Genomic DNA, 22118 nt, shown 5'->3' with positions numbered 1-22118 from the left:
GGATTTTCTCCGGGTGTTACTGGGCTGTTACCGCGTCAACACCGGGCTGGGGTGCGGCGGGGCCCCGGAGACGCCTTCGGCTCCGGGGCCCCGCCTCTTCCCGTGATCCCCGTCAGTCACCCGGGAAGTGACAGGCCACCTCCCGGGAGGCGGCGAGCCGCAACAGCGGCCGTTCGGTGCGGCAGATGTCCCGCGCCGTGGGGCAGCGCGGGTGGAAGGTGCAGCCCGGGGGTGGGGCGGCCGGGCTCGGGGGGTCGCCGAGCAGCACGATCCGCTCCCGCCGCCGTTCCGCCGCCGGGTCGGGCAGCGGGACGGCGGACAGCAGTGCCCGCGTGTACGGGTGCTGCGGGGTCTCGTAGAGGGACGCGCGGTCCCCGATCTCGACGATCCGGCCGAGGTACATGACGGCGACGCGGTCGCTGACCCGTTTGACCACCGACAGGTCGTGCGCGATGAACACGTACGCGAGCCCCAGCTCGGCGCGCAGCCGCTCCATCAGATTCACGATCTGGGCCTGTACGGACACGTCGAGGGCGGAGACCGGCTCGTCGGCGACGATCAGCCGCGGGCTGGTGGACAGCGAGCGGGCGATGCCGATGCGCTGGGCCTGGCCGCCGGAGAACTCGTGCGGGTAGCGGTCGATGTGCTCGGGGATGAGCCCGACGAGCTCCATCAGCTCGGCGGCCCTGCGGCGTGCGTCACCCGCGCTCCAGCCCTGGACCAGCAGCGGGTCGGAGATGATCCGGGCCACCGTCTGGCGGGGGTTGAGGGAGGAGTGGGGGTCCTGGAAGACCATCTGGATGTTCCGGCGCAGCGGACGCAGGGCCCCCTGGGAGAGCCGGCTGATGTCGCGGCCCTCGAAGGCGACGGTGCCCGAGGTGGGCTGCATCAGCCGTACGAGCATCCGGCCCGTAGTGGACTTCCCGCAGCCCGACTCCCCGACCAGGCCGAGGGTGCGGCCGGGCATCAGGTCGAAGGAGACCCCGTCCACGGCGTGCACGGGCGCCCCCCGGCGCCCGGTCACGGACCGCTTCCCGGGGAAGGTCATGGTCAGGTCCCTTACGGACAGCAGCGGTTCGGCGCCGGTGTCCCCGGGCGGGCCGGTGGCGGCGGCGGTGGCGGTCATCGGGTGGCCTCCTCGGCGGTCCGGGCCCCGGCGAAGTGGCAGGCCGCGGTCCGCGGCGGCCCGTCCCCGTACGCCGCGAGCTCCGGCCGTACGTCGGTGCAGCGCGCGGCGGCGCGGCCGCAGCGCGGGGCGAAGGCGCAGCCGGGGGCCGGGGCGAGCAGGGACGGCGGAGAGCCGGGGATGAAGGGCAGGGGTCCGTCGTCGGCGTCGTCGAGCCGGGGCAGCGAGTCGAGCAGGCCGCGGGTGTAGGGGTGTGCGGGGTCGGCGAACAGCGCGTCCACCGGGGCCTGTTCGGCGGCGCGGCCGCCGTACATGACGAGGACCTCGTGGGCCACGCGGGCCACGACGCCCAGGTCGTGCGTGATCATCACGACGCCGAGGCCGCGTTCCTGCTGGAGCCGGGCGATCAGCTCCAAGATCTGGGCCTGCACGGTGACGTCGAGGGCGGTGGTCGGCTCGTCGGCGATCAGCAGGTCGGGCTCGCAGGCCAGGGCCATGGCGATCATCGCGCGCTGACGCATGCCGCCGGAGAACTGGTGCGGGTACTCCCCCGCCCGGCGGGCGGGTTCCGGGATGCCGACCTCGCCGAGCATGTCGACGGCGCGGGCGCGGGCGGCGGCCCGCCGGGCCTTGAAGTGCACCCGGTAGTGTTCCGCGATCTGCTCGCCGACCGTGTAGTAGGGGTGCAGGCTGGACAGCGGGTCCTGGAAGATCATCGCGATGCGGCGGCCCCGTACGGCGGACAGCTGCCGCTCGGAGAGGCCGGTCAGCTCCCGGCCGGCGAGGGCGACGGAACCGCTGACCTCGGCGCCGCCCCGGTGCAGGCCCATCAGGGCGAGGGAGGTGACGGACTTGCCCGAGCCGGACTCGCCGACGATCCCGAGGGTGCGTCCGGCCTCGACGGTGAACCCGAGGGAGTCGACGGCCCGGACGCGGCCGCGCGGGGTGGTGAACGTGACGCGCAGGTCGCGCACGTGGAGCAGGGGCGTGGTCGCGGCGGCGGCCATCAGTACCTCACCCTCGGGTCGATGACGGCGTACAGGAGGTCGACCGCGAGGTTCGCGACGACGATGAAGAACGCGGCGAGCAGGGTGACCCCGAGAACGACCGGCTGGTCGGAGCTGACCAGGGCGCCGTAGAACAGCCGCCCGATGCCGGGGAGTCCGAAGATGGACTCGGTGATGACGGCTCCGGCGAGGAGCCCGCCGAGGTCCATGCCGAAGAGGGTGAGGATGGGGGTCATCCCGGAGCGCAGTCCGTGTTTGACGACGACGGTGCGCTCGGGCATGCCCTTGGCGCGGGCGGTGCGGATGTACGGCTCGGCCATGGCCTCGATCATCGAACCGCGGCTCTGGCGGGCGTACATGGCGGCGTACAGCAGCGCGAGCGCCGTCCAGGGCAGGAGCAGGTTGGCGGCCCAGGACAGGGGGCCGTCGGTGAACGCCTGGTAGGTGGGGTAGGGCAGCAGTCCGGCGACGCGGATGACGCCGTGGATGAGCAGGACCGAGGTGAAGTAGACGGGCAGCGAGGCGGCGGCGACCGCGCCGACCATCAGGGCCTTGTCGGTGGCGGTGTCCTTGCGCAGGGCGGCGGTGACCCCGGCGCCGAGGCCGAGGACGAGCCACAGGACGGCGGCGCCGAGGGCGAGGGACGCGGAGACCGGGAGCCGGTCCGTCAGCAGGTCCCAGACGGGCAGGGAGTTCTCGTACGAGTAGCCCAGGCAGGGGAAGCCGCAGTCCACGGCGTACGCGCCGGTGCCGAGGGTGCGCCCGGTGAAGATGCCGGTCAGGAAGTCGGCGAACTGGCGCCACAGCGGCTGGTCGAGGCCGAGGTACGCCCGTACGTCGGCCAGCCGCTCGGCGCTGCAGGTCTTGCCGCAGGCGGCGGCGGCCGGGTCGGAGGGCAGGACGTAGAAGATCAGGAAGGTGACGGCGGCGATGGCGAGGAGCACGCCGGCGAGGGCGAGGAGCCGGCGGGCGAGGTAGAGGATCACGTGCGGCCGCCCCTCGGGTCGAGGATGTCGCGCAGGGCGTCGCCGAGCAGGGTGAAGGCGAGCACCGCGAGGAAGAGGAAGACGCTGGGGATAACGAAGTACATGGGGTCGGTCTCGTAGAAGGCCACGGACTCGGCGATCATCTGGCCCCAGGAGGGGGTGGGCGGGCGGACGCCCACGCCGAGGTAGCTGAGGGCCGCTTCGGTACTGATCATGCCGGGGATGAGCAGGGTGGTGTAGGCGATGACCGGGCCCGAGACGCCCGGCAGGATGTCGCGGGTCAGGATGCGCCAGGGGCCGGCGCCGCCGACGCGGGCGGCGTCGACGTACGCGCGGTGTTTGAGGGAAAGGGTCTGGCCGCGGACGACGCGGGCGACGCCCGGCCAGCCGAAGACGCCGATGACGGCGGTCATGAGCACGATCCGGTTGACGTCCTTGGCCACGGACAGCATCGCGATCATGAAGATCAGCGAGGGGAACGACATGGTCAGGTCCATGAGCCGGGACAGGACCGCGTCGGTGCGGCCGGCGAAGTAGCCGGCGGCGATCCCGGCGGCGGTGCCGGTGACCACCACGATGGCGGTGGCGGCGAAGGCGATGAGGAGGGAGACCCGGGCGCCGTGGACCACGCGGGCGAACAGGTCGCGGCCGGTGACGGGTTCGACGCCGAGCCAGTGCTCGGCGCCGATCCCGCCGAAGGAGCCCAGCGGCTGGCCTGCGAGGTAGGGGTCGATTGCGGTCTTGTCGAACTCCTCGGGCGACCAGCCGCCGAGCGCGCCCAGCCAGGGGGCGGTGGCGGCCATGAGGACGAAGAGGAGGACGACGCAGAGGCTGACGCGGACGGCGGGGCGGCGGCGGAGCTCCCGCCGGGCGAGCTGCCAGGGGCTGCTGCCCGGCGGGACCTCCTTCACCTCCGGTGCGCCGGCGGCGGGTGCGGTGGGGGTCATCGCGGGGTGGGGCTGCTCGTCCGGCCTCAGCCCTGGCTCTTCGACGGGTCCTTGAGGCCGACCGCGGCGTAGTCGATCGTGCCGGTCCACACGGGGTGGCCGAAGGCGCCCGCGATGTTGGGGCCGACGAGCAGCGGCTTGCGCTCCAGGATGAGCGGGACGGACGGGGACTTCTTCATGAGCTCCGCGTCCAGGTCGATCCAGGCCTGATGGGCCTGCTTGGCGTCGGCCATGGCGTTGATCTCGTCGATCCGCTTCATCGTCGCGTCGTCGCGGAACTGGCTGTAGTTGCCCTGGTTGCCCTTGTCCTTGATGGTGCGTCCGTCGAAGACGAAGGGGATCCAGGTGGAGCCGGACGGGTAGTCGGGGCACCAGCCGCTGAGCGACATGTCGGGCGTGGTGGACAGGTCGCCGATGACGTCGTAGTAGGCGCCCGGGTCGACGGTGTCGACGACGACCTCGATGCCGGCGCGGGACAGGCCCTGCTGGAGGGCCTCCGCCTTGCCCTTGTCGCCGGTGGAGACGGACAGGGAGACCTTCAGCTTCTCCTTGCCGGCGGCCTTGAGCAGTTCCTTCGCCCTGGCCGGGTCGCCGGCCGGGGCGATCTTCAGGGTGTCGGCCTGCCGGCCGCCGGAGAGCGCCGGGGGCAGGTAGGCGGTGGCGACCTCGTTGAGGGCCGGGCCGCCGCCTGCGGTGACCACGGCCTCCTTGTCGACGGCGTACTGCACGGCCTCGCGGACCTTGGGGTCGTCGAAGGGGGCCCGGGAGTTGTTCAGGTGGAGCATCTCGGTACAGCCCTGCGACTCGGCGAGCAGCCGCGCCTTGACGTCCGCCTGGGGGAGGACCTTGGGGGCGCTCTCGGGGCGCATGTCGGCGTACTGGACGGTGGAGGCGTCGGCGCCCTCGCCGGCGATGATCCGGTCGTCTATCTGGCCGCCCTTGAGGCCCATGACGACCACGAACCGGTCCGGGTAGGCCTTGCGCACGGTGTCGGTGGCGGCGTCCCAGTGTTCGTTGCGGACCAGGACCAGCTTCTTGTCGCGGTCGTACGACTCGATCTTGTACGGGCCGGAGGAGAACGGGCGGGCGTCGTACTGGGTGCCCTTCTCCTGGGACTGGGGGACGGGGGCGAAGGTCGGGAGGGTGGCCGTCGCGGAGAACTCGGCTACGGGACGCTTGAGTTCGAAGACGATCGTCCGGTCGTCGGGGGTCTTCACGGAGTCGAGGTGCCGGCCCTGGAGGGGGCCCTTGTAGCCCTCGGTGCCGGCCAGGTACTGGGCGGCGTAGTCGGGGCCGCCGGTGAGGTCGGGGGCGAAGGAGCGCTCGACGTTGTACTTGACGTCCTGGGCCCTGACGGGCGAGCCGTCCTCGTACTTGACGCCCTCCTTGAGGGTGAAGGTCCAGGTGCGGCCGCCGTTGGAGGGGGTGCCGAGGTCGGTGGCGAGGTCGGGGACCAGCTCGCTCCCGGCCCTGCCGGGCTCGGCCTTGAAGGTGACGAGCGTGCGGTAGAGCAGGCGGGTGCCGAAGTCCATGGTCGGCATGACCCAGTTGCGGGCGGGGTCGAGGTGGGCGAAGTCCTGGTTGGACAGGACGGTGAGCGTGCCGCCCTTGACCGGGGTGCCGCCGAGCACCTTCCCCTCGTTCGCGGCGGCCGGGTTGGCGGCGCCGGCCCCGGCGGATCCCTTCTTGGCGGTGTCGGAGCAACCCGAGGCGCCGAGTGCGAGTGCGGCCACCAGGGCGGTGGCGAGGGCGAGTGGGGTGCGCTTGGTCATGGGTCACTCCAGTGAAGGGCCACGCTCTACGATGTGACCGGTAACATAGTAATGTGAAATTGCACTGACAAGAGGTGGGAGCCCCCGTTATCCAGCCGTGTCCGAACCCGGACTGACGGAACGTCGGCCCCGGGGGGCCGGATGTGGAGCCGGGGCGGCCGGGCGGCGGAGCCGGGCCGGCGGTGAGCGCCGTTCAGGGGCCTCCGTGCGCGCGGCGCGTGGGGGCGCGCCCGCCGGGGAGGGCCAGGTCCGCGTCAAGGTCGCGGCGGCCGGGGTCAACGGCCTCGACTGGAAGGTCCGTCGGGGCTACCTCAGCGGGGGCGAGCCCCTGGACGCGCCGATGGGCACCGGCATGGAGTTGTCCGGCACCGTCGACGCGGTGGGTCCCGGCGTGCACCAGTGGCGCCCAGGCCCGCAGGGCGTCGACGCCGTCCTCGACTGCTCCGGCCGCGGCGAACTGCCCGGCTCCGTCGCGCTCACGGGCGGCCCGGACCGGGTCGTCACCATCGCCGACCCGGCCGGCGCGGCCGAGCACGGCGTCCGGTTCACCGGCGAGGCCGGCTCGCTCGCGGAGGCCGTCACCGAGCTACTGCCGCTGGTCGAGGCGGGGCGGGTCCGCATCCCCATCGACGCCGTCTCCCCCCTGGAGGAGGCCGCCGACGCGCAGCGCCACAGCGAGAAGGGCCACCTCCAGGGCAAGGTGCTCATCCGGCCCGGCGCCTGACCTTGCGTCCGCGAACCCGGCCCGCGGGCGCCCGGTGCTAGACGCCGGAGCCGAGGCGGCCCGGGACGCGGCCGACCGGTTCGTCGCGGCCCTGCGCCCAGAGCGAGCGGACGTGGCCGAGGTGGCGGACCATGCAGGCCTCGGCCGCTTCGGCGTCGCCGGTGAGCATCAGGTCGAGCAGCTCGATGTGCTCCTCCGCCGAGGAGACCAGCTTGCCGGCCTCGTCGAGGCCTGTGAGCCCGTACAGGCGCGAGCGCTTGCGCAGGTCGCCGACGGTCTCGACCAGCCGGTCGTTGCCCGCGAGGCCGAGCAGGGTGAGGTGGAAGCGGCGGTCCGCCTCCAGGTACCCGATGAGGTTGTGCTCGCGCGCGCTGGTGACGATCTCCTCGGCGATGGGCCGCAGCGCCTCCAGCTGCTCGGCGGTGGCGATCTTCGTGATCCGGCCGATGGTCGGCACCTCGATCATCGTGCGCAGTTCGGTGTACTGGTCGAGGTCGCGCTCGCTGACCTCGGTGATGCGGAAGCCCTTGTTGCGGACCGGCTCGACCAGTCCCTCGCGGGCCAGGTCGAGCATGGCCTCGCGCACCGGGGTGGCCGAGACGCCGAGTTCGGCCGCGAGGCCCGGGGCGGAGTAGACGCTCCCGGGGCGCAGTTCACCCGCTATCAGGGCTGCTCGGAGGGCGTGGCCGACCTGGTCGCGGAGCCGTTCCTGGGCCTTGATGAGACTGTGCTGCTTCAGGTCACCCATTGCATTTCCTCCGGAACATCGCAGAGGAACAGCGTACAATGTCACGTTGCGCTGTTCGCTCCGGCGGCCCGGAACAAAGCGACCGCCACGGCAAGATCCTCCCAGGCCATGCCGACACTCTTGAAGAGCTGTGGACAACCCGGTGCCCGCCCTCCCGGCAGCCGCCCGGCGACCAGGTCGGCGAGGGTGCCGGCGATGTGGCCGGGCCCGATGGCGCCCTCCGCCTCCGGGATCAGCAGGTCCCCCGCCTCCCGCAGGGCCGCCGCACGCGATTCGACGTACACGGCCGACCTCCGCACGAGGCCGGTGTCCGTCTCCCGGGCCGTCGGCTCGTGCGAGCCGACGGCGACGACGGTGGCGCCCGGACCGACCAGGCTCCCGTCGAAGAGCGGTGAGCGGGACGTGGTGCAGCAGACGACCAGATCGGCGCCGGCCACGTCACCGGGCCCGCCGGCCCGGGCGGGCGCGCCCAGGGAGCGGGCGTACGCGGCGAGCTTGCGCGCGCCCGCCGGGTCGCTGGCCACGACCACCGCCCCGGCCAGCTCCCGTACGGCGAGCAGCGCGTCCAGGTGCCCGTACGCCTGCGGCCCCGACCCGAAGAGCACCAGCCGCAGCGGCCGCCCGGCCGGCGCGAGGTGGCGCACGGCGAGGGCCGAGACCGCCGGGGTGCGCAGCGCGGTGAGGGCCGCGCCGTCGAACAGGGCCAGCGGCCGCAGGGTGGGGCCGTCCAGCAACAGGTAGGAGCCGGTGATCCGGGGCAGGCCGCGCGCCGGGTTCCCGGGCGCGACCCCGGCGACCTTCACCCCCGCGTACGCCGCGGACGCCGCCGGCATCAGCAGCAGCTCCCCGCCGGGCACGGCCATCGCGGTGCGCTGCGGGCAGCCCTCCGGGTCCGGCCCGTCCCGCAGGGCGGCGGCCAGCGCCTCGACCGCGGCGGCCGGGGTGATCAGCCGGGCCGTCTCCTCGGCGCCGAACTGCGGGAGGCCCGCCCCGCCGGGCCCGTTCACAGCGAGAAGCCGGTGCCGAGGGGGTCGTACGGGTCCGTCAGGAAGGTGTGCTCCCCGGTCCGGTAGGCGGTCCCGGTGACCTCGGTGACGGAGCCCGGCAGCATCCGGCCGGTGAACACGGTGCCGGTGACCGACTCGTGGAGCAGGTCCTCCCCCGGGCCGAGCCGCCCGTCCTGCGCGAGCAGCGCGAGCCGCGCCGAGGTGCCGGAGCCGCAGGGCGAGCGGTCGACCTGTCCGTCGGCGAAGACGGTGGCGTTGCGCTGGTGCGGCCCGAAGGGGGTGTCGGGCAGCTCCTCGTGGAAGATCACCCCGTACACGCCGGAGAGCAGCGCTCCGCCCGGGTGCCAGGTGGCGGGGTGGCCGGCCAGCGCGGCCCGGATCTCCCGGCCCGCCCGGACCAGGGCGGGCAGCGCCTCGCGCGAGACGTCCAGGCCGAGGTCCCGGGCGGCGACGGAGGCGTACCAGGCCCCCGCGTACGCGAGGTCCACCTCGGCGACGCCGACCGAGGTGGCGACGGGGACCTTGCGGGCGCCCACCCGCGCCGGGACGTTGCGGAAGGTGATCCCGGTGGTGCGGCCGCCGCCCCGGTGCACGGTGGCGGTGACCCGCCCGGACGGCACGTCGATGCGCACCTGGGCGTCGCCGTCGTCGGGGGCGGCGACCCGGCCCGTGTCCACGGCCCAGGCCCCGAGCGCCATGGTGCCGTGGCCGCAGGCGGTGGAGTAGCCGTCCTTGTGCCAGAACAGGACGCCGAAGTGGGCGCCGTCGTCGTCGGGCGGCACGACGAACCCGCCGTACATCCCCGCGTGCCCGCGCGGCTCCCGCACGAGCAGGCGGCGTACGTCGTCCAGCGGCCCCCGGCGCGGCGCGGTTCCGGACCCCCCGGGGCCGATGGCGGTGGCACAGCGCTCGGCGACGGTGTCGCCGGGCACGGCCGCGACCGGCGCACGGGCGAGGTCGACGATCCGGAAGGGCTCGCCGGCGGCGTGGTAGTCGGTGGTCCTCACCGGGGGGACGGTCACAGGAGGAATCCTCCGGGGAAGGGGTCTGCGGGGTCGAGGAAGTACTGGGCGGTGCCGGTGATCCAGGCCCGTCCGGTGACGGTGGGGACGACGGCCGGCACTCCGCCGACGGTGGTCTCCCCGATCAGCCGGCCGGTGAACTCGGTGCCGATGAAAGACTCGTTGGCGAAGTCCGTGTCCAGCGGGAGGAGTCCGCGGGCGTGCAGCTGGGCCATGCGGGCGCTGGTGCCCGTACCGCAGGGCGAGCGGTCGAACCAGCCGGGGTGGATGGCCATGGCGTGGCGGGAGCGTCGGGCGTCGGACCCGGGGGCGGCGAGGTAGACGTGCTTGAGGCCGGCGATGGCGGGGTCCTCGGGGTGGACGGGCCGGTCGTCGGAGGCGTTGACCGCGTCCATGACGGCGAGGCCGGCGGCGAGGAGGTCGTCCTTGCGGGCGCGGTCGAACGGCAGGCCGAGGTCGTCCAGTTCCACGAAGGCGTAGAAGTTGCCGCCGTAGGCGAGGTCGTATGTGACGGTGCCGTACCCGGGGACGTCGGCCTTCAGGCCGAGGCCGACGCTGAAGGAGGGGACGTTGGTGAGGGTGACGGCGGTGGCCGCGCCGTCCTCGACGCGGACGTCGACGCTGACCAGCCCGGCCGGGGTGTCGAGCCGGACGGTGGTGACCGGCTCGACGACGGGCACCATGCCGGTCTCGACGAGGACGGTGGCGACCCCGATGGTGCCGTGCCCGCACATGGGGAGCAGGCCCGACACCTCGATGTAGAGGACGCCGAAGTCGGCGTCCGGGCGTGTGGGGGGCTGCAGGACGGCGCCGCTCATCGCGGAGTGGCCGCGCGGCTCGTACATCAGCAGGGTGCGGATGTGGTCCGAGTGCTCGATGAAGTGGAGCCGCTTCTCGGCCATGGTGGCGCCGGGGATCACCCCGACTCCCCCGGTGACGACCCGGGTCGGCATGCCTTCGGTGTGCGAGTCCACCGCGTGGTAGATGTGGCGCGTGCGCATGGGATCCCCCCGGACGGCTAGTTGAGACCCTCGGCGAGGGCCTTCTCGGTGGCGGCGCGGACGGCGGCCTCGGTCTCGCCCGTGAGCGGGAAGCGGGGCGGGCGGGTGGCGCCGCCGGGGCGGCCGGCCAGGTCCATGGAGAGCTTGATGGCCTGGACGAACTCGGTCTTGGAGTCCCAGCGGAGCAGGGAGTGCAGGGACTTGTAGAGCGGCAGGGCGGTGGCGAGGTCTCCGGCGACGGCCGCCCGGTAGAGGGTGGCGCAGGACTGCGGCAGGGCGTTGGGGTAACCGGCGATCCAGCCGACCGCGCCGGCGAGGGCGAGTTCGAGGAGGACGTCGTCGGCGCCGATCAGCAGGTCGAGGCCGGGGGCGAGCTCGGCGATCTCGTAGGCGCGGCGCACGTCGCCGCTGAACTCCTTCACGGCGACGATGGAGCCGTCGGTGTGCAGGCGGGCGAGGAGCGCCGGGGTCAGGTCCACCTTGGTGTCGTACGGGTTGTTGTACGCGACGACGGGCAGCCCGGCGCGGGCGACCTCGGCGTAGTGGGCGCGTACGGTCTCCTCGTCGGCCCGGAAGGCGTTGGGGGGCAGGAGGAGCACGGAGCCGGCGCCGGCCTCGGCGGCCTGGTCGGCCCAGCGGCGGGCCTCGGCGCTGCCGTAGGCGGCGACCCCGGGCATGACCCGGCGTCCGTCGCCGGCGGCCTCGACGGCGGTGCGGACGACGCGGGCCCGCTCCTCGTCGGTCAGGGTCTGGTACTCGCCGAGGGAGCCGTTGGGGACCACGCCGTCGCAGCCGTTGGCGATGAGCCAGGCCACGTGTTCGGCGTACGCGTCGTGGTCGACGCTGAGGTCCTCGCGCAGGGGGAGGGTGGTGGCGACCATGATTCCGTGCCAGGGGCGGGTGCGGGTGTCGCTGCGGGGCGCGGGGGTGGGCGCGTGGTTCATGGGGGACTCCCTAGTGTGGTGTGTGACATTTTACTAGCGCGTACGAGGCGGCCACAAGGGCCCGGACGGTCCGGATCAGCGCCCGGCGCGCGGCGGTTGGGCAGTGGGGGGCCCGTCGGGGGACGGCCCGGCCGCTCCCGTCGGGCGGAGTTCGGCGAGCCGGCCTCCGGCCGCTCCCGTCGGGCGGAGTTCGGCGAGCCGGCCCAGCGTGACCGGGCAGGACAGCGGGCGCCGGTCGGCGGCCGGCTCCTCCCCGGCGAGGGCGGCGACGGCCGGGCCGCACATCCGGCCCTGGCACCAGCCCATGCCCGCCCGGGTGAGGAGCTTGGCCGTACGGGCGTCCCGCGCGCCGAGGTCCCGCACGGCCTCGCGCACCAGCCCGGCCGGTACCTCCTCGCAGCGGCACACGGGGGTGTCGTCGCGCAGCCATCCGGTCCAGCCGTCGCCGGGCCGGTGGGCGGCGCCCATGGCGTCGGCGAAGGCCCGCAACCGCGCGCGGCGGCGGACCAGGGCGCCGGGGACCGGGCGTCCGGCGATCGCGTGGGCGGCGATCTCCCCCTCGGTCAGGGCCAGGTCGGCGCCGCCGATGCCGCCGGTCTCCCCCGCGGACCAGATGCCGGGCACGGACGTGCGCTGGCCGGCGTCCAGCTCCAGGGCGACGGCGCCGTCGGAGGTGCGGCGCGTGGCGCACCCCAGGCCGGTGGCGAGCTCCAGCTGGGGCACCAGCCCGTGGCCCACCGCGAGCGCGTCGCAGGCGATCCGGCGGCCGGTGCCCGGCAGCGGCCGCCAGTCCCGGTCGAGGCGGGCCACCGTCACCGCCTCGACCCGGTCGGTCCCGTGGGCCTCGGTGACGGCGTACCGGGTCAGGAGGCGGACTCGGTGGCGCAGCAGGGCGCCGCCGTACACGGCGCCCTCGGCGAGTTTGCGGGGGTTGCGCAGCAGGGCGCCGGCCCGCCGGGCGTACCCGGTGTACGCGGCGGCCTCCACCACAACCGGGACCTCGGCCCCGGCGGCGGCGAGGGACCCGGCCACGGCGAGCAGCAGCGGCCCGCTCCCGGCGACGACGACGCGCCGGCCCGGCAGGACGAGCCCGGCCTTGAGCATGGCCTGCGCCCCGCCGGCCCCGACCACCCCCGGGAGGGTCCAGCCGGGGAAGGGCAGCTGGCGCTCGTAGGCGCCGGTGGCGATCAGGACGGCCCGCGCCGGGACGGCCGCGGCGCGCTCCCCCGGGCCGTGGCCGGCGACGGCGTGCAGGAGCCAGCCGTCGGCGTCCGGGACCACCGTCCAGACGTGGTGTTCGGGCAGGTGGACGATGCGGCCGGCCGCCGCGTAGGCGCGCAGGGCGGCTTCACGGGCGGCGAACGCGGCCCAGCCGTGGTGCAGGGCCTCGGGACGGGCGGCGCCGAGGCCGGGGGCGGGATGGCGGTAGAACTGGCCGCCCGGCCGCTCCCCCGCGTCGAGGAGGGCGACGCGCAGGCCGAGCCCGGCGGCGGTGACCGCGGCGGCCAGCCCGGCGGGACCGGCGCCGACGACGGCGAGGTCGACGGGGGCGAGGTCGACGGGGGCGACGGCCTCCGGGACTCCGGCCGCTCCGGCCGCTCGGGACGTTCCCGCCGCTCCGGCACCTACGCCCGTTCCGGCGGGCTCAGACGGCGAGGTCGGCATGTCCGGTGCCCTCCTGGGTGGTGACGTCGTCCCCGGGGCGGGCCGGGACGAGACAGGCGCGCTGGTTGGGGCGGCCGTTGACGGTGACGAGGCAGTCGTAGCAGGACCCGATGCCGCAGAACGCGCCGCGCGGGGCGCCGCCCTCACGGGTGGTCCGCCAGGCGAGGATGCCCGCGGCCCACAGCACGGCGGCGACGGACTGGCCGGACTGGGCCGGGAGTTCGCGGCCGTCGAAGCGGACGGTGTGCTCCGCGGCCGGGGCGCCGCCGACCAGTGAGCGGGGGCTGCGCATCAGGGGGTCCTCCTCGGGGCGCGGGGCGGCGGGGCCTGGTCGAAGCGGTCGGGACGGAACGGCCCCCAGGGGAGCGGGGGTTCGGCGCCCGTGAGGGCGGCGGCGACCAGGGCGCCGGTGCCGGGTGCCAGGCCGATGCCGGCGCCCTCGTGGCCGCAGGCGTGCAGCAGGCCGGGAACGCGGCGGTCCGGGCCGATCGCCGGGAGGTGGTCGGGGAGGTAGGGGCGGAAGCCGTGGTAGGCGCGGAGCACCCGGACGTCCGCCAGTACGGGGAACAGCGCGGCCGCCTGGGCGGCGAGGCGGCGCAGGGCCTCGGTGGACAGCATGCGGTCGAAGCCGACGCGTTCGCGGGTGGCGCCGATCAGCACCGGGCCCGACGGGGTGCCCTCGACCACCGCCGAGGACTGCAGGGCCGCCGAGCCGCTGGCGACGTCCGCGATGTAGTCGGCGGCGTAGACCTTGTGCCGGACCACCCGCGGCAGCGGTTCGGTCACCAGGACGAAGCCGCGCCGCGGGAGTACGGGCAGGCCCGCCCCGGCGAGGGCGGCGACGTGCCCGCCCCAGGTGCCCGCGGCGTTGACCACCGCGGGGGCGGCGAGCTCGCGCCGGGCCGTGCGGACGCCCCGGACCGCGCCCGAGGCGTCCCGCAGGACCGCGGTGACCTCCTCGCCGAGGTGGAGCTCCGCGCCCGAGGCTGCCAGCAGGCGGGCGGCCGCCTGGGCGGGCTGGACCTGGGCGTCCTGCGGGTAGTGGAACCCTCCCGCGAGGCCGGGGGCCAGGTGCGGCTCCAGCTCGCGCAGGGCGTCGGCGTCCACGTCGAGGGCGGTGACCCCGACGGCGCGCTGCCCCTCGGCGAAGGCGCGGAGCGCCTTCAGGGCCCTCTCGTCGGGGGCGACGACCAGGCCGCCCTTGGCCTCGTACTCGACGGGTTCGGGTAGCACGGAGGCGAGTTCGCGCCAGAGCCCGGCGGAGAGGAGGGCGAGGTCGAGCTCGGGGCCGGCCTCCTTGTCGGAGACGAGCAGGTTGCCCTCGCCCGCGCCGGTGGTGCCGCCCGCGACGGGGCCTCGGTCGACCACGGCCACGGAGAGGCCGGCGCGTGCCGCGTAGTAGGCGCAGGCCGCTCCGACGACGCCGGCGCCGATGACGACGGCGTCCAGGGAGTGTCTCTTGAGCACGGCAGTAATATGTCACATTCTTTAGAGGCTGCCCAGACCGGCCTCACGGCCCCGTGCCCGATAGGCACGGGGCCGGTCCGGTGGGAACAGCCGCGCTGGAACAGCCGCAGTGGAACGGCCGCGGAGGATCAGCCGCGGAGGGGGCCCTCACAGCTGTACGAGGACGAGCCGGCGACCTTGTTGGTCCAGATCTCGACCGGCCCGAAGGAGCAGTTCATGTCGGCGAGGTTGTTGGAGGCCGCGCCCGCCCGGTCGAGGATGAAGTAGTCGACCGTCTCGGACATGTCCTTGAAGTTCTGGTCGTCGCTGCGCCAGTTCTTCAGGTTCGCGGTGATCCGGCCGGTACAGGTGAACCGGCGCTTGCCGGCGTCGCCGTTCTCCACGCAGTCCGGGGTGTTGTACGTCGCCGTGGCGAACGAGGACTTCACGGAGGCGAGCGCCGCGTCGCGCAGCTGCTCGACCGGGGTGAAGGTGGTGTTGGGCACGAAGAGCTGGTCGACCTTGGCGATCTGCGCGTCGAGGAAGCGGTCGTAGTCGCGCTGGAGGTAGGTGTCGGCGCCCGCGCGGTGGCGCCAGGCGTCGTACGCGGCGACGTCGTTGTTGCGCAGGTGGGTGTACATCTCGCGCAGCAGCGAGGGCTTCTGGGCCCAGAGGAACTCGAAGAAGGTGCCCGCGTAGCTGTAGAAGCGGAACCCGTCCCCCTCGTAGGTGGCGTTCAGCAGCTGCTCGACGGTCATCCGCGGGCCGCCGCCGGCCGTGTCGCCGATGATGCTCTTGACCAGGGACTTGCGGACGGCGATGCCGTTGTCGCGGGTGGCCCCGTCGAAGAACTCGGCCGTGCCCTCGTCCATGGCGGTCGTCCGGTCACCCTCGTACCAGGGACCCTCGCCGAAGAACCCGGGCACCGCGAAGCGGCCGTTGAGGTAGTGCGTGTACTCGTGGCGGAAGAGCTCCTCGAGGGTGAGCGAGGAGTCCTGCGGGACGCGCCGCTGGTAGGTGTAGAAGGTGGCGCCGTTCTCGATGTAGATGCCGCCGTTGTCGGTGTCGTAGCCCGTCAGGATCGGGTGGTAGTTCTCGTAGTCGGCGCGCGAGCCGTACAGCACGATGTTCAGCGTCGTGTTGGGGTCGCCGGCCAGCGGCTGGTCGGTGCCGAGGACGCGGTGGTACTGGGCCTTGACCTGCTTGCTCGCGTAGTAGAGCTGGTCGACGGTGGCCCGGTCCAGGCCGGTGCGTACCTTGATGGCGCCGTTGTCGTAGGTGTAGGTGTACGGGAAGATCTGCCGCTCGATGTCCTCCTTGCACACGCCGTACGGCTTGCAGGCCTGGAAGTAGTTGAGCCAGGAGACGACCTTGGCCCAGGGCTGGCTGCCGTTGCCGAAGGCCGTCCTGACGGGCTCCAGCAGGGCGCCCAGGTCGGCGGTGACCTGGGTCCGCAGGGCCGGGATCTCACCGAAGCGCCCGTACTCGCCGATCGCGTCGCGCACCACCCAGGCGTTGGCGGTGCCCTTGAGGTGGACGTAGCCCGCGAAGGCCTTGAAGGCGGCCCGGTAGGCGGGGTCGGCGGCGACCGCGGCGTGGAAGGCCGCGTCCTGGTTGCCGGGGTAGACCCCCAGGTAGTTGACGGAGAGGGCGGCCAGTGCGGCGCCCGCCCAGCCGGCGTCGAGGTGAGTGGCCGGGTGGGCCGGGTCCATGGTGGCCAGGACCTTCTTGATCAGACCCAGCTGGTGCTGGCGCAGGCCCGGGGCGCTGGCGGCGTAGAGGGCCTCGCGCAGGGTGTTGGCGTTGCTGCGGGTGACGTCGAAGGTGCGGGCGGCGTTGCCGAAGTCGGCGATCGCCCGGCGCATCGCGTCGACGGTCGGCGCGTCGGTGACGTCGATCTCGCCGCGCGAGTAGTCGTGGTAGGCGACGGCGTGCAGGTAGGTGAACATCTCCTCCAGATGGGCGGAGTTGGAGCCGTCGTGGGCGGCGGACAGGCTGGATATCCGCCGGGAGACGGCCTGTACGTGCGCGTCGGACATGACGGGCGCGAGGCGGGCGTCCCACGTCCAGATGAGGCCGCGCAGGCAGCCGTCGGCGAGGACGGCCCGGTCGCCGAGGAAGTCGGCGAACTGCTCGGGGGTGAGGTTCGTGATCCCGTCGAGGGTGCAGGGGACGGCGACGGCGAGGCCGCGCGTCGTGGGCGCCGCCTGCGCGGTCGCCCGGCGGCTCTTCTCGGTCCGCTCGGACGCGGCGGGCGCGGCGGTGGCGGCGCCGGGGACCTGGCCGGAGAGCGCCGTGCCGCCCGGGGCCGGGGCGGGCGCCGGGGTGTTGTCGCGGGCGTCGGCGAAGCGGTCGACCTCGTCGAACGGGTTCGGCGCCGGAGCCGCGGGGGGCCCTGAGGAGAACGTGCCGGCCGCCGGGGCACCCGCCGCGTTGGCGGGGACCGTCCGGTCGGCGGCCTGGGTCACTGCCTGGCCGGCGGTGGCGAGGAGGGTGACCGCCACGGCGGCGGAGAGGAGGGACGTGCGCACAGCTCTGTGCTGGAACACCAAGAACTCCTGTGGGGAGGGGAGGTGGGGGACGTGGCGCGGTGGTGCGTCGCGGACTGCGCGGAGGAACTGCCCTGCATCACGCGGCGTTTGACGGGAATTAATGTGCCGCCGGTGTGAGCTGTAACATAGTAATGTGAAATTGCACTGACAACCCCTGTGCGCCCACCAGTTCGCATCTTCTTGAGGGAGCACCCGTGACCGACACCCCCTCCGGCACCTCGCCCCGCACTCCCTCCGACGCTCCTCCCGGCCCTGCTCCCCGGCTCAACACCGGCAGCCACGACCTGCCGGTGTCAGTCGAGTTGTCCCGGTTCATGGCGGGGAACTGGGCCGCCTCCCCGCTGCCCGGCTCCGCACGCGTCCGCGCGTACGACGTCACCCCGGCCCGCCGCGCCCGGCTCTCGGCGCGCTTCCCGGGTGAGCGCCTGATCGTCCCGGCCGGCGAGCTCACGGTCCGCTCCAACGACTGCGACCACCGCTTCCGCCCGCACAGCGCGTACGCCTGGCTGACCGGCCTCACCGGCGAGGACCAGGCGGGGCACGTCCTGGTCATGGAGCCGTCGGGCCCGCACGCCCACGAGGCCGTGCTGTACCTGCGGCCGCGCTCGCCGCGGTCCGGCGGGAACGAGGAGTTCTACCGCGACCGCAGGTACGGGGAGTTCTGGGTGGGCCGCCGGGCGGACCTGGCGGAGGCGGAGCGCCTCACCGGCATCCGCTGCGCCCACCTGGACACCCTGGGCTCCCCGACGGGCCGCACCGCGGCCGCCGACACCGAACTCGCCACCGCGCTGTCGGAGTTGCGCCTGGTGAAGGACGCCTGGGAGGTCGCACAGCTCCAGCTGGCGGTCGACCACACGACGGCGGGCTTCGAGGACGTCGTACGGGAACTGCCGCGCGCCCTGGCGCACCCGCGCGGGGAGCGGTGGATCGAGGGGGTCTTCGGCCTGCGCGCCCGGGCGGAGGGCAACGGCACCGGCTACGACACCATCGCGGCCTCCGGCGCCCACGCCTGCGTGCTGCACTGGATCCGCAACGACGGCCGGCTCGACCGCGACGAACTGCTGCTCCTGGACGCGGGCGTGGAGACGGACACCCTGTACACCGCCGACATCACCCGCACCCTCCCGCTGTCGGGCCGGTTCTCCTCCGTCCAGCGGCAGGTGTACGAGGTGGTCCTGGCCGCCCAGGAGGCGGGCATGGCGGCGCTGCGGCCGGGCGCGAGCTTCCGCGACTTCCACCGGGCCGGGATGCGGGTCATCGCGGAGGGCCTGGCCCAATGGGGCGTCCTCAAGCACGCCGAGGGCGATCTGCACCGGCGCTACACCCTGTGCAGCAGCGGCCACATGCTCGGCCTGGACGTGCACGACTGCGCGCAGGCGCGGGCGGACACCTACCTCGACGGGGTGCTGGAGGAGGGCCAGGTCCTCACGGTGGAACCGGGGCTGTACCTCCAGCCGGACGACGAGACCCTCCCGCCGGAGCTGCGCGGCATCGGCGTCCGCATCGAGGACGACCTGGTCGTCACGGCGGACGGGGCCCGCCTGATGTCGGGCGCGCTGCCGCGCACGGTGGCGGGCATCGAGGAGTGGATGGGCCGCCTCCTGGACGCCGCCCGCTGAACCGGACCCACCGAGCCGGGCCGCACCGAGCACCGGACCGGGCCGGACCGCCGGACCGGACCGGGCCGCCGGGTGGAGCCGCGCCGGGCGGCCGGGTCCGCCCGCCGGTCCGCGCCGTCAGGGCAGGACCGCGACCCCGTCGAGTTCGACCAGCGCCTCTTCGTCCCAGAGGCGGACCACGCCGACGAGGGCCATCGCCGGGTAGTCGCGGCCCGCCAACCGGCGCCACACCCGGCCCAGTTCGGCCGCGTGGGTCCGGTACGCCGCCACGTCCGTCGCGTACACCGTCACCCGCGCCAGGTCCGCCGGGGCACCGCCGGCCGCGGCGAGGGCGGCGAGGAGGTTGGCCAGGGCGCACTCGAACTGCTCCGGCAGGGTCTCGCCCACGACCGTGCCGGAGGCGTCGAGCGCGGTCTGGCCGGCCAGGAACACCAGCCGGGAGCCGGTCGCCGCCACGGCGTGCGAGAAGCCCGTCGGCGGCGACAGCTCGGCCGGGTTGATCCGCTCCAGGCTCATCGCGCGGCCGCCTCCCCGGACGGCGCGTCCGTCGGCTCGACCGTCGGCGCGACCGACGGCACCCGCATCGGCTCTCCCGGCAGGTCGCCCGACGGGCCACCCAACAGGCCATCCGACGGGGCCCCGGGCGCGCCTGCCGGCAGCGGCGCCGCCGTGAGGTTCCGGTACAGCTCCTTCGCGATGATCGTGCGCTGCACCTCGCTGGCCCCCTCGTAGATCCGCGGCGCCCGGACCTCCCGGTAGAGGTGTTCCAGCAGGTGGCCCCGGCGCAGGGCGACCGCACCGTGCAGCTGCACCGCGTGGTCGACCACGTACTGGGCCGTCTCGGTGGCCAGCAGCTTCGCCATCGCCGCCCGGCGCGGCACGTCCGGGGAGCCCCTGTCGTGGGCGCCGGCCGCCGCGTACACCAGCAGCCGGGCCGCCTCCGTGCGGGTGGCCATCTCGGCCACCCGGTGCGCCACCGCCTGGAGGTCGCCCAGCACCCCGCCGAAGGCGGTCCGGGCCGCCGTGTGCGCGAGCGTCGCGTCGAGGGCGGCCCGGGCCATGCCCACCGCGAACGCCCCGACGCTGGGCCGGAACAGGTTCAGGGTGTCCATCGCGACCCGGAACCCCTGCCCCGGCACGCCGAGCAGGTCCTCGGGGCCGACCGGGACCCCGTCGAAGGTCAGGGAGCCGATGGGGTGCGGGGACAGCATGTCCAGGGCCTCCCCGCCGAGGCCGGGGCGGTCCGCGGGGACCAGGAACGCCGACACCCCCTTCGCGCCCGGCGCCTCACCCGTACGGGCGAACACGGTGTAGAAATCCGCCTCCGGGGCGTTCGAGATCCAGCACTTCTCGCCGCGGAGCCGCCAGCCCGCCCCGTCGGGCACCGCCGCCAGCGCGAGCGCCGCCGCGTCCGAGCCCGCCCCGGGCTCGCTCAGCGCGAAGGCGGCCACCGCCCGGCCGGCCCGCACCTCCGGCAGCCAGCGCTCCCGCTGCGCCTTGCTGCCGGCCCGCAGCACCGGGTGGGCGCCGAGCCCTTGCAGGGCCAGCGCCGTCTCGGCCTCCGTACAGCCGTACGCGAGGGATTCGCGCAGCAGGCACAGGTCGAGCGCGCCCGAGGTGAACACCCGCTCCAGCAGGCCCAGCTCCCCCAGTTCCGCCAGGAGCGGGCGGTTGACCCGGCCCGGCTCCCCCTTCCCGGCCAGCGGCCCGAGCCGCTCGGCCGACAGGGTGCGCAAGTGCGCGCACCACTCCTCCTGGTCCACCCCGAGCGCGAATCCGGTCATTCGAACATCCCCGCATCTATCGCGTCCTGTTGACTGTCGTCACCATCACGATACGCTCCTGAAGCACCTTCCAGCAGTGGCCGGGAGGGCGACCGCACGGCCGGCTCCACCCCACCCCGCACCGTCGCAAGGGGGCGAACCCGCCTTGGACCTCAACCCATCCGCGCACGCCGACACCTTCGCCCGCGACCACCTGCCCCCCGCGGGCAGCTGGCCGCACCTCGTCTTCGAGCTGCCCGAGCTGGCCTATCCGGACCGCCTGAACTGCGCGGCCGAGCTGCTCGACACCACCATCGCCCGGTTCGGCCCCGACCGCCCGGCCTTCCGCAGCGGCTCCGGGGAGGTGTGGACGTACGGCGGACTGCGCGAGCGCGTGGACCGGCTCGCCCACGTGCTCACGGCCGACCTCGGGGTCGTCCCCGGCAACCGGGTGCTCCTGCGCGGCCCCACCGGCCCCTGGCTCGCCGCCTGCTGGCTCGCGGTGGTCAAGGCGGGGGCGGTGGCGGTCACCGTGCTGCCCCAGCAGCGGGCGCAGGAGCTGGCCACGGTCTGCGCGCTGGCCCGGGTGGGGCACGCCCTGTGCCACGCCGACGTCATGGAGGACCTGGCCAGGGCCGACGTGCCGGGGCTGCGGATCACCCCGTACGGGGGCGACGGCCCGGACGACCTGCTGCGCCGCGCCGAGCGGTACGAGGGGGCGCCCTTCGCCGCCGTGGAGACCTCCGCCGACGACGTCGCCCTGATCGCGTTCACCTCCGGCACCACCGGGCGTCCCAAGGGCTGCATGCACTTCCACCGCGACGTGCTCTCAGTGGCCGACACCTTCTCCCGCAGCGTGCTGCGCCCCCGGCCGGACGACGTGTTCGCGGGCAGTCCGCCGCTCGGGTTCACCTTCGGCCTCGGCGGGCTGGTCGTCTTCCCGCTGCGCGCGGGCGCCTGCGCGCTGCTGCTGGAGGAGGCGGGGCCGCGGCACCTGCTGCCCGCGCTCGCCGAACACCGGGTGACGGTCCTGTTCACCGCCCCCACCGCCTACCGGGCGATGCTGGACGCGCTGGGGCCGTACGACGTGGGCGCGCACGACCTGTCCGCGCTGCGCCGCTGCGTGTCGGCCGGGGAGAACCTGCCCGCCGCGACCTGGCAGGCCTGGCTGGAGCGGACCGGGCTGCGGATCATCAACGGCATCGGGGCGACCGAGCTGCTGCACATCTTCATCTCGGCCGCCGACGAGGACATCCGCCCCGGTACCACCGGCCGGGTGGTACCGGGCTGGCAGGCCCGGGTGGTGGACCGCTCCGGGCGGCCGGTCGCCGACAACGAGCCCGGGCTGCTGGCCGTACGGGGCCCGGTGGGCTGCCGCTACCTCGCCGACCCGCGGCAGGCGGACTACGTCCAGGGCGGGTGGAACCTGACCGGTGACACCTACGTGCGCGACGCGGAGGGCTACTTCCGGTACGTCGCCCGCGCCGACGACATGATCATCTCTTCGGGTTACAACATCGCCGGACCGGAGGTCGAGGAGGCCCTTCTGCGCCACCCGGACGTGGCGGAGGCGGCGGTGGTCGGCCGTCCCGACGAGCGGCGCGGCCAGATCGTGGTGGCGTACGCCGTCGCCCGCCCGGGCGCGGTGCTGTCCGCGGAGGCGCTGCGGACGTTCATGCGGGCCGAGCTGGCCCCGCACAAGTGCCCGCGGGTCTTCGTCTTCCTGCCCGCGCTGCCGCGGACGGCGACGGGGAAGCTGCAACGCTTCCGGCTGCGCGATCTAGAGTGA

General features: G+C 74.4%; 19 protein-coding genes. 3 read left to right on the top strand and 16 right to left on the bottom strand.

Annotated features, from left to right (window positions below; all coding sequences use genetic code 11):
• Positions 1–112 precede the first annotated feature (112 nt).
• From ACFWTC_RS20260 to ACFWTC_RS20240, 5 genes are read right to left on the bottom strand one after another with little or no spacing between them, the layout of a single operon-like run.
• Positions 113–1126, bottom strand: coding sequence for an ABC transporter ATP-binding protein (locus ACFWTC_RS20260; protein ID WP_383922644.1), 1014 nt, complete (start codon positions 1124–1126; stop codon positions 113–115).
• Positions 1123–2133: an ABC transporter ATP-binding protein gene (locus ACFWTC_RS20255; protein WP_383922641.1), complete on the bottom strand. Its 1011-nt coding sequence runs from the start codon at positions 2131–2133 to the stop codon at positions 1123–1125. The genes ACFWTC_RS20260 and ACFWTC_RS20255 overlap by 4 nt, the downstream gene beginning before the upstream one ends.
• Positions 2133–3119: an ABC transporter permease gene (locus ACFWTC_RS20250; protein ID WP_384027801.1), complete on the bottom strand. Its 987-nt coding sequence runs from the start codon at positions 3117–3119 to the stop codon at positions 2133–2135. Before ACFWTC_RS20250 ends, ACFWTC_RS20255 begins: the two co-directional genes overlap by 1 nt.
• Entirely contained in the window at positions 3116–4066 is a 951-nt protein-coding gene (locus tag ACFWTC_RS20245; protein ID WP_383922636.1) for an ABC transporter permease, read from the bottom strand. The genes ACFWTC_RS20250 and ACFWTC_RS20245 overlap by 4 nt, the downstream gene beginning before the upstream one ends.
• A gap of 26 nt (positions 4067–4092) precedes the next feature.
• Positions 4093–5838, bottom strand: coding sequence for an ABC transporter substrate-binding protein (locus tag ACFWTC_RS20240; protein ID WP_383922633.1), 1746 nt, complete (start codon positions 5836–5838; stop codon positions 4093–4095).
• 205 nt (positions 5839–6043) lie between these two features.
• Between ACFWTC_RS20240 and ACFWTC_RS20235 the strand changes: the two genes are divergently transcribed.
• Complete coding sequence (locus tag ACFWTC_RS20235; protein ID WP_383922630.1) at positions 6044–6562, top strand: zinc-binding dehydrogenase; 519 nt, start codon at positions 6044–6046, stop codon at positions 6560–6562.
• 37 nt (positions 6563–6599) lie between these two features.
• Here ACFWTC_RS20235 and ACFWTC_RS20230 read toward each other — a convergent pair whose 3' ends face one another.
• The 9 genes from ACFWTC_RS20230 to ACFWTC_RS20190 all read right to left on the bottom strand — a co-directional run bounded on the left by ACFWTC_RS20230 (position 6600) and on the right by ACFWTC_RS20190 (position 16944).
• Positions 6600–7310 (bottom strand): GntR family transcriptional regulator, encoded by a 711-nt coding sequence (locus ACFWTC_RS20230; RefSeq protein ID WP_383922627.1) that lies wholly within the window; start codon positions 7308–7310, stop codon positions 6600–6602.
• Positions 7311–7351: 41 nt separating this feature from the next.
• The gene (locus ACFWTC_RS20225; RefSeq protein ID WP_384027800.1) at positions 7352–8317 is read right to left on the bottom strand and encodes an ornithine cyclodeaminase family protein; all 966 of its coding nucleotides are present in this window, start codon (positions 8315–8317) and stop codon (positions 7352–7354) included.
• Positions 8314–9324, bottom strand: coding sequence for a proline racemase family protein (locus ACFWTC_RS20220; protein WP_383922621.1), 1011 nt, complete (start codon positions 9322–9324; stop codon positions 8314–8316). Before ACFWTC_RS20220 ends, ACFWTC_RS20225 begins: the two co-directional genes overlap by 4 nt.
• Positions 9325–9335: 11 nt before the next feature.
• Positions 9336–10340, bottom strand: a complete 1005-nt coding sequence (locus ACFWTC_RS20215; protein WP_383922618.1) for a proline racemase family protein — start codon at positions 10338–10340, stop codon at positions 9336–9338.
• Positions 10341–10357: 17 nt separating this feature from the next.
• Positions 10358–11284 (bottom strand): dihydrodipicolinate synthase family protein, encoded by a 927-nt coding sequence (locus tag ACFWTC_RS20210; protein ID WP_383922615.1) that lies wholly within the window; start codon positions 11282–11284, stop codon positions 10358–10360.
• A gap of 75 nt (positions 11285–11359) precedes the next feature.
• Positions 11360–12949 carry an NAD(P)/FAD-dependent oxidoreductase gene (locus ACFWTC_RS20205; protein ID WP_384027799.1) on the bottom strand — a complete coding sequence of 530 codons (1590 nt, stop codon included), beginning with the start codon at positions 12947–12949 and terminating at the stop codon, positions 11360–11362.
• A complete protein-coding gene (locus ACFWTC_RS20200) occupies positions 12930–13241 on the bottom strand; it encodes a (2Fe-2S)-binding protein (RefSeq protein ID WP_383922609.1) in 312 nt (103 codons plus the stop codon). The genes ACFWTC_RS20205 and ACFWTC_RS20200 overlap by 20 nt, the downstream gene beginning before the upstream one ends.
• On the bottom strand, positions 13241–14416 hold the full coding sequence (locus ACFWTC_RS20195; RefSeq protein WP_383922606.1) for an NAD(P)/FAD-dependent oxidoreductase: 1176 nt from the start codon (positions 14414–14416) through the stop codon (positions 13241–13243). The genes ACFWTC_RS20200 and ACFWTC_RS20195 overlap by 1 nt, the downstream gene beginning before the upstream one ends.
• A gap of 128 nt (positions 14417–14544) precedes the next feature.
• On the bottom strand, positions 14545–16944 hold the full coding sequence (locus ACFWTC_RS20190; RefSeq protein ID WP_384027798.1) for a collagenase: 2400 nt from the start codon (positions 16942–16944) through the stop codon (positions 14545–14547).
• Between the two features lie 287 nt (positions 16945–17231).
• Between ACFWTC_RS20190 and ACFWTC_RS20185 the strand changes: the two genes are divergently transcribed.
• Positions 17232–18566: an aminopeptidase P family protein gene (locus ACFWTC_RS20185; RefSeq protein ID WP_383922673.1), complete on the top strand. Its 1335-nt coding sequence runs from the start codon at positions 17232–17234 to the stop codon at positions 18564–18566.
• A gap of 117 nt (positions 18567–18683) precedes the next feature.
• Here ACFWTC_RS20185 and ACFWTC_RS20180 read toward each other — a convergent pair whose 3' ends face one another.
• Together ACFWTC_RS20180 and ACFWTC_RS20175 are read right to left on the bottom strand one after the other, a co-directional pair.
• Complete coding sequence (locus tag ACFWTC_RS20180) at positions 18684–19082, bottom strand: RidA family protein (protein WP_383922601.1); 399 nt, start codon at positions 19080–19082, stop codon at positions 18684–18686.
• The gene (locus ACFWTC_RS20175) at positions 19079–20350 is read right to left on the bottom strand and encodes an acyl-CoA dehydrogenase family protein (protein WP_384027797.1); all 1272 of its coding nucleotides are present in this window, start codon (positions 20348–20350) and stop codon (positions 19079–19081) included. Before ACFWTC_RS20175 ends, ACFWTC_RS20180 begins: the two co-directional genes overlap by 4 nt.
• Before the next feature lie 145 nt (positions 20351–20495).
• On the opposite strand from ACFWTC_RS20175, the gene ACFWTC_RS20170 reads away from it, so the two are divergent.
• A complete protein-coding gene (locus tag ACFWTC_RS20170; RefSeq protein ID WP_383922595.1) occupies positions 20496–22118 on the top strand; it encodes an AMP-binding protein in 1623 nt (540 codons plus the stop codon).

The organism is Streptomyces sp. NPDC058619 (assembly GCF_042717785.1).
Taxonomy (GTDB): domain Bacteria; phylum Actinomycetota; class Actinomycetes; order Streptomycetales; family Streptomycetaceae; genus Streptomyces.
The sequence above is the reverse complement of the archived record's forward strand: the minus strand, read 5'-3'. Positions and strand labels throughout refer to the sequence as shown.

Bases quoted from the DNA above. Each gene is read 5' to 3' on its own strand.
- ACFWTC_RS20260 (WP_383922644.1), bottom strand. From the start codon at position 1,126: ATGACCGCCACCGCCGCCGCCACCGGCCCGCCCGGGGACACCGGCGCC.
- ACFWTC_RS20255 (WP_383922641.1), bottom strand. From the start codon at position 2,133: ATGGCCGCCGCCGCGACCACGCCCCTGCTCCACGTGCGCGACCTGCGC.
- ACFWTC_RS20245 (WP_383922636.1), bottom strand. From the start codon at position 4,066: ATGACCCCCACCGCACCCGCCGCCGGCGCACCGGAGGTGAAGGAGGTC.
- ACFWTC_RS20240 (WP_383922633.1), bottom strand. From the start codon at position 5,838: ATGACCAAGCGCACCCCACTCGCCCTCGCCACCGCCCTGGTGGCCGCA.
- ACFWTC_RS20230 (WP_383922627.1), bottom strand. From the start codon at position 7,310: ATGGGTGACCTGAAGCAGCACAGTCTCATCAAGGCCCAGGAACGGCTC.
- ACFWTC_RS20215 (WP_383922618.1), bottom strand. From the start codon at position 10,340: ATGCGCACGCGCCACATCTACCACGCGGTGGACTCGCACACCGAAGGC.
- ACFWTC_RS20210 (WP_383922615.1), bottom strand. From the start codon at position 11,284: ATGAACCACGCGCCCACCCCCGCGCCCCGCAGCGACACCCGCACCCGC.
- ACFWTC_RS20205 (WP_384027799.1), bottom strand. From the start codon at position 12,949: ATGCCGACCTCGCCGTCTGAGCCCGCCGGAACGGGCGTAGGTGCCGGA.
- ACFWTC_RS20200 (WP_383922609.1), bottom strand. From the start codon at position 13,241: ATGCGCAGCCCCCGCTCACTGGTCGGCGGCGCCCCGGCCGCGGAGCAC.
- ACFWTC_RS20180 (WP_383922601.1), bottom strand. From the start codon at position 19,082: ATGAGCCTGGAGCGGATCAACCCGGCCGAGCTGTCGCCGCCGACGGGC.
- ACFWTC_RS20175 (WP_384027797.1), bottom strand. From the start codon at position 20,350: ATGACCGGATTCGCGCTCGGGGTGGACCAGGAGGAGTGGTGCGCGCAC.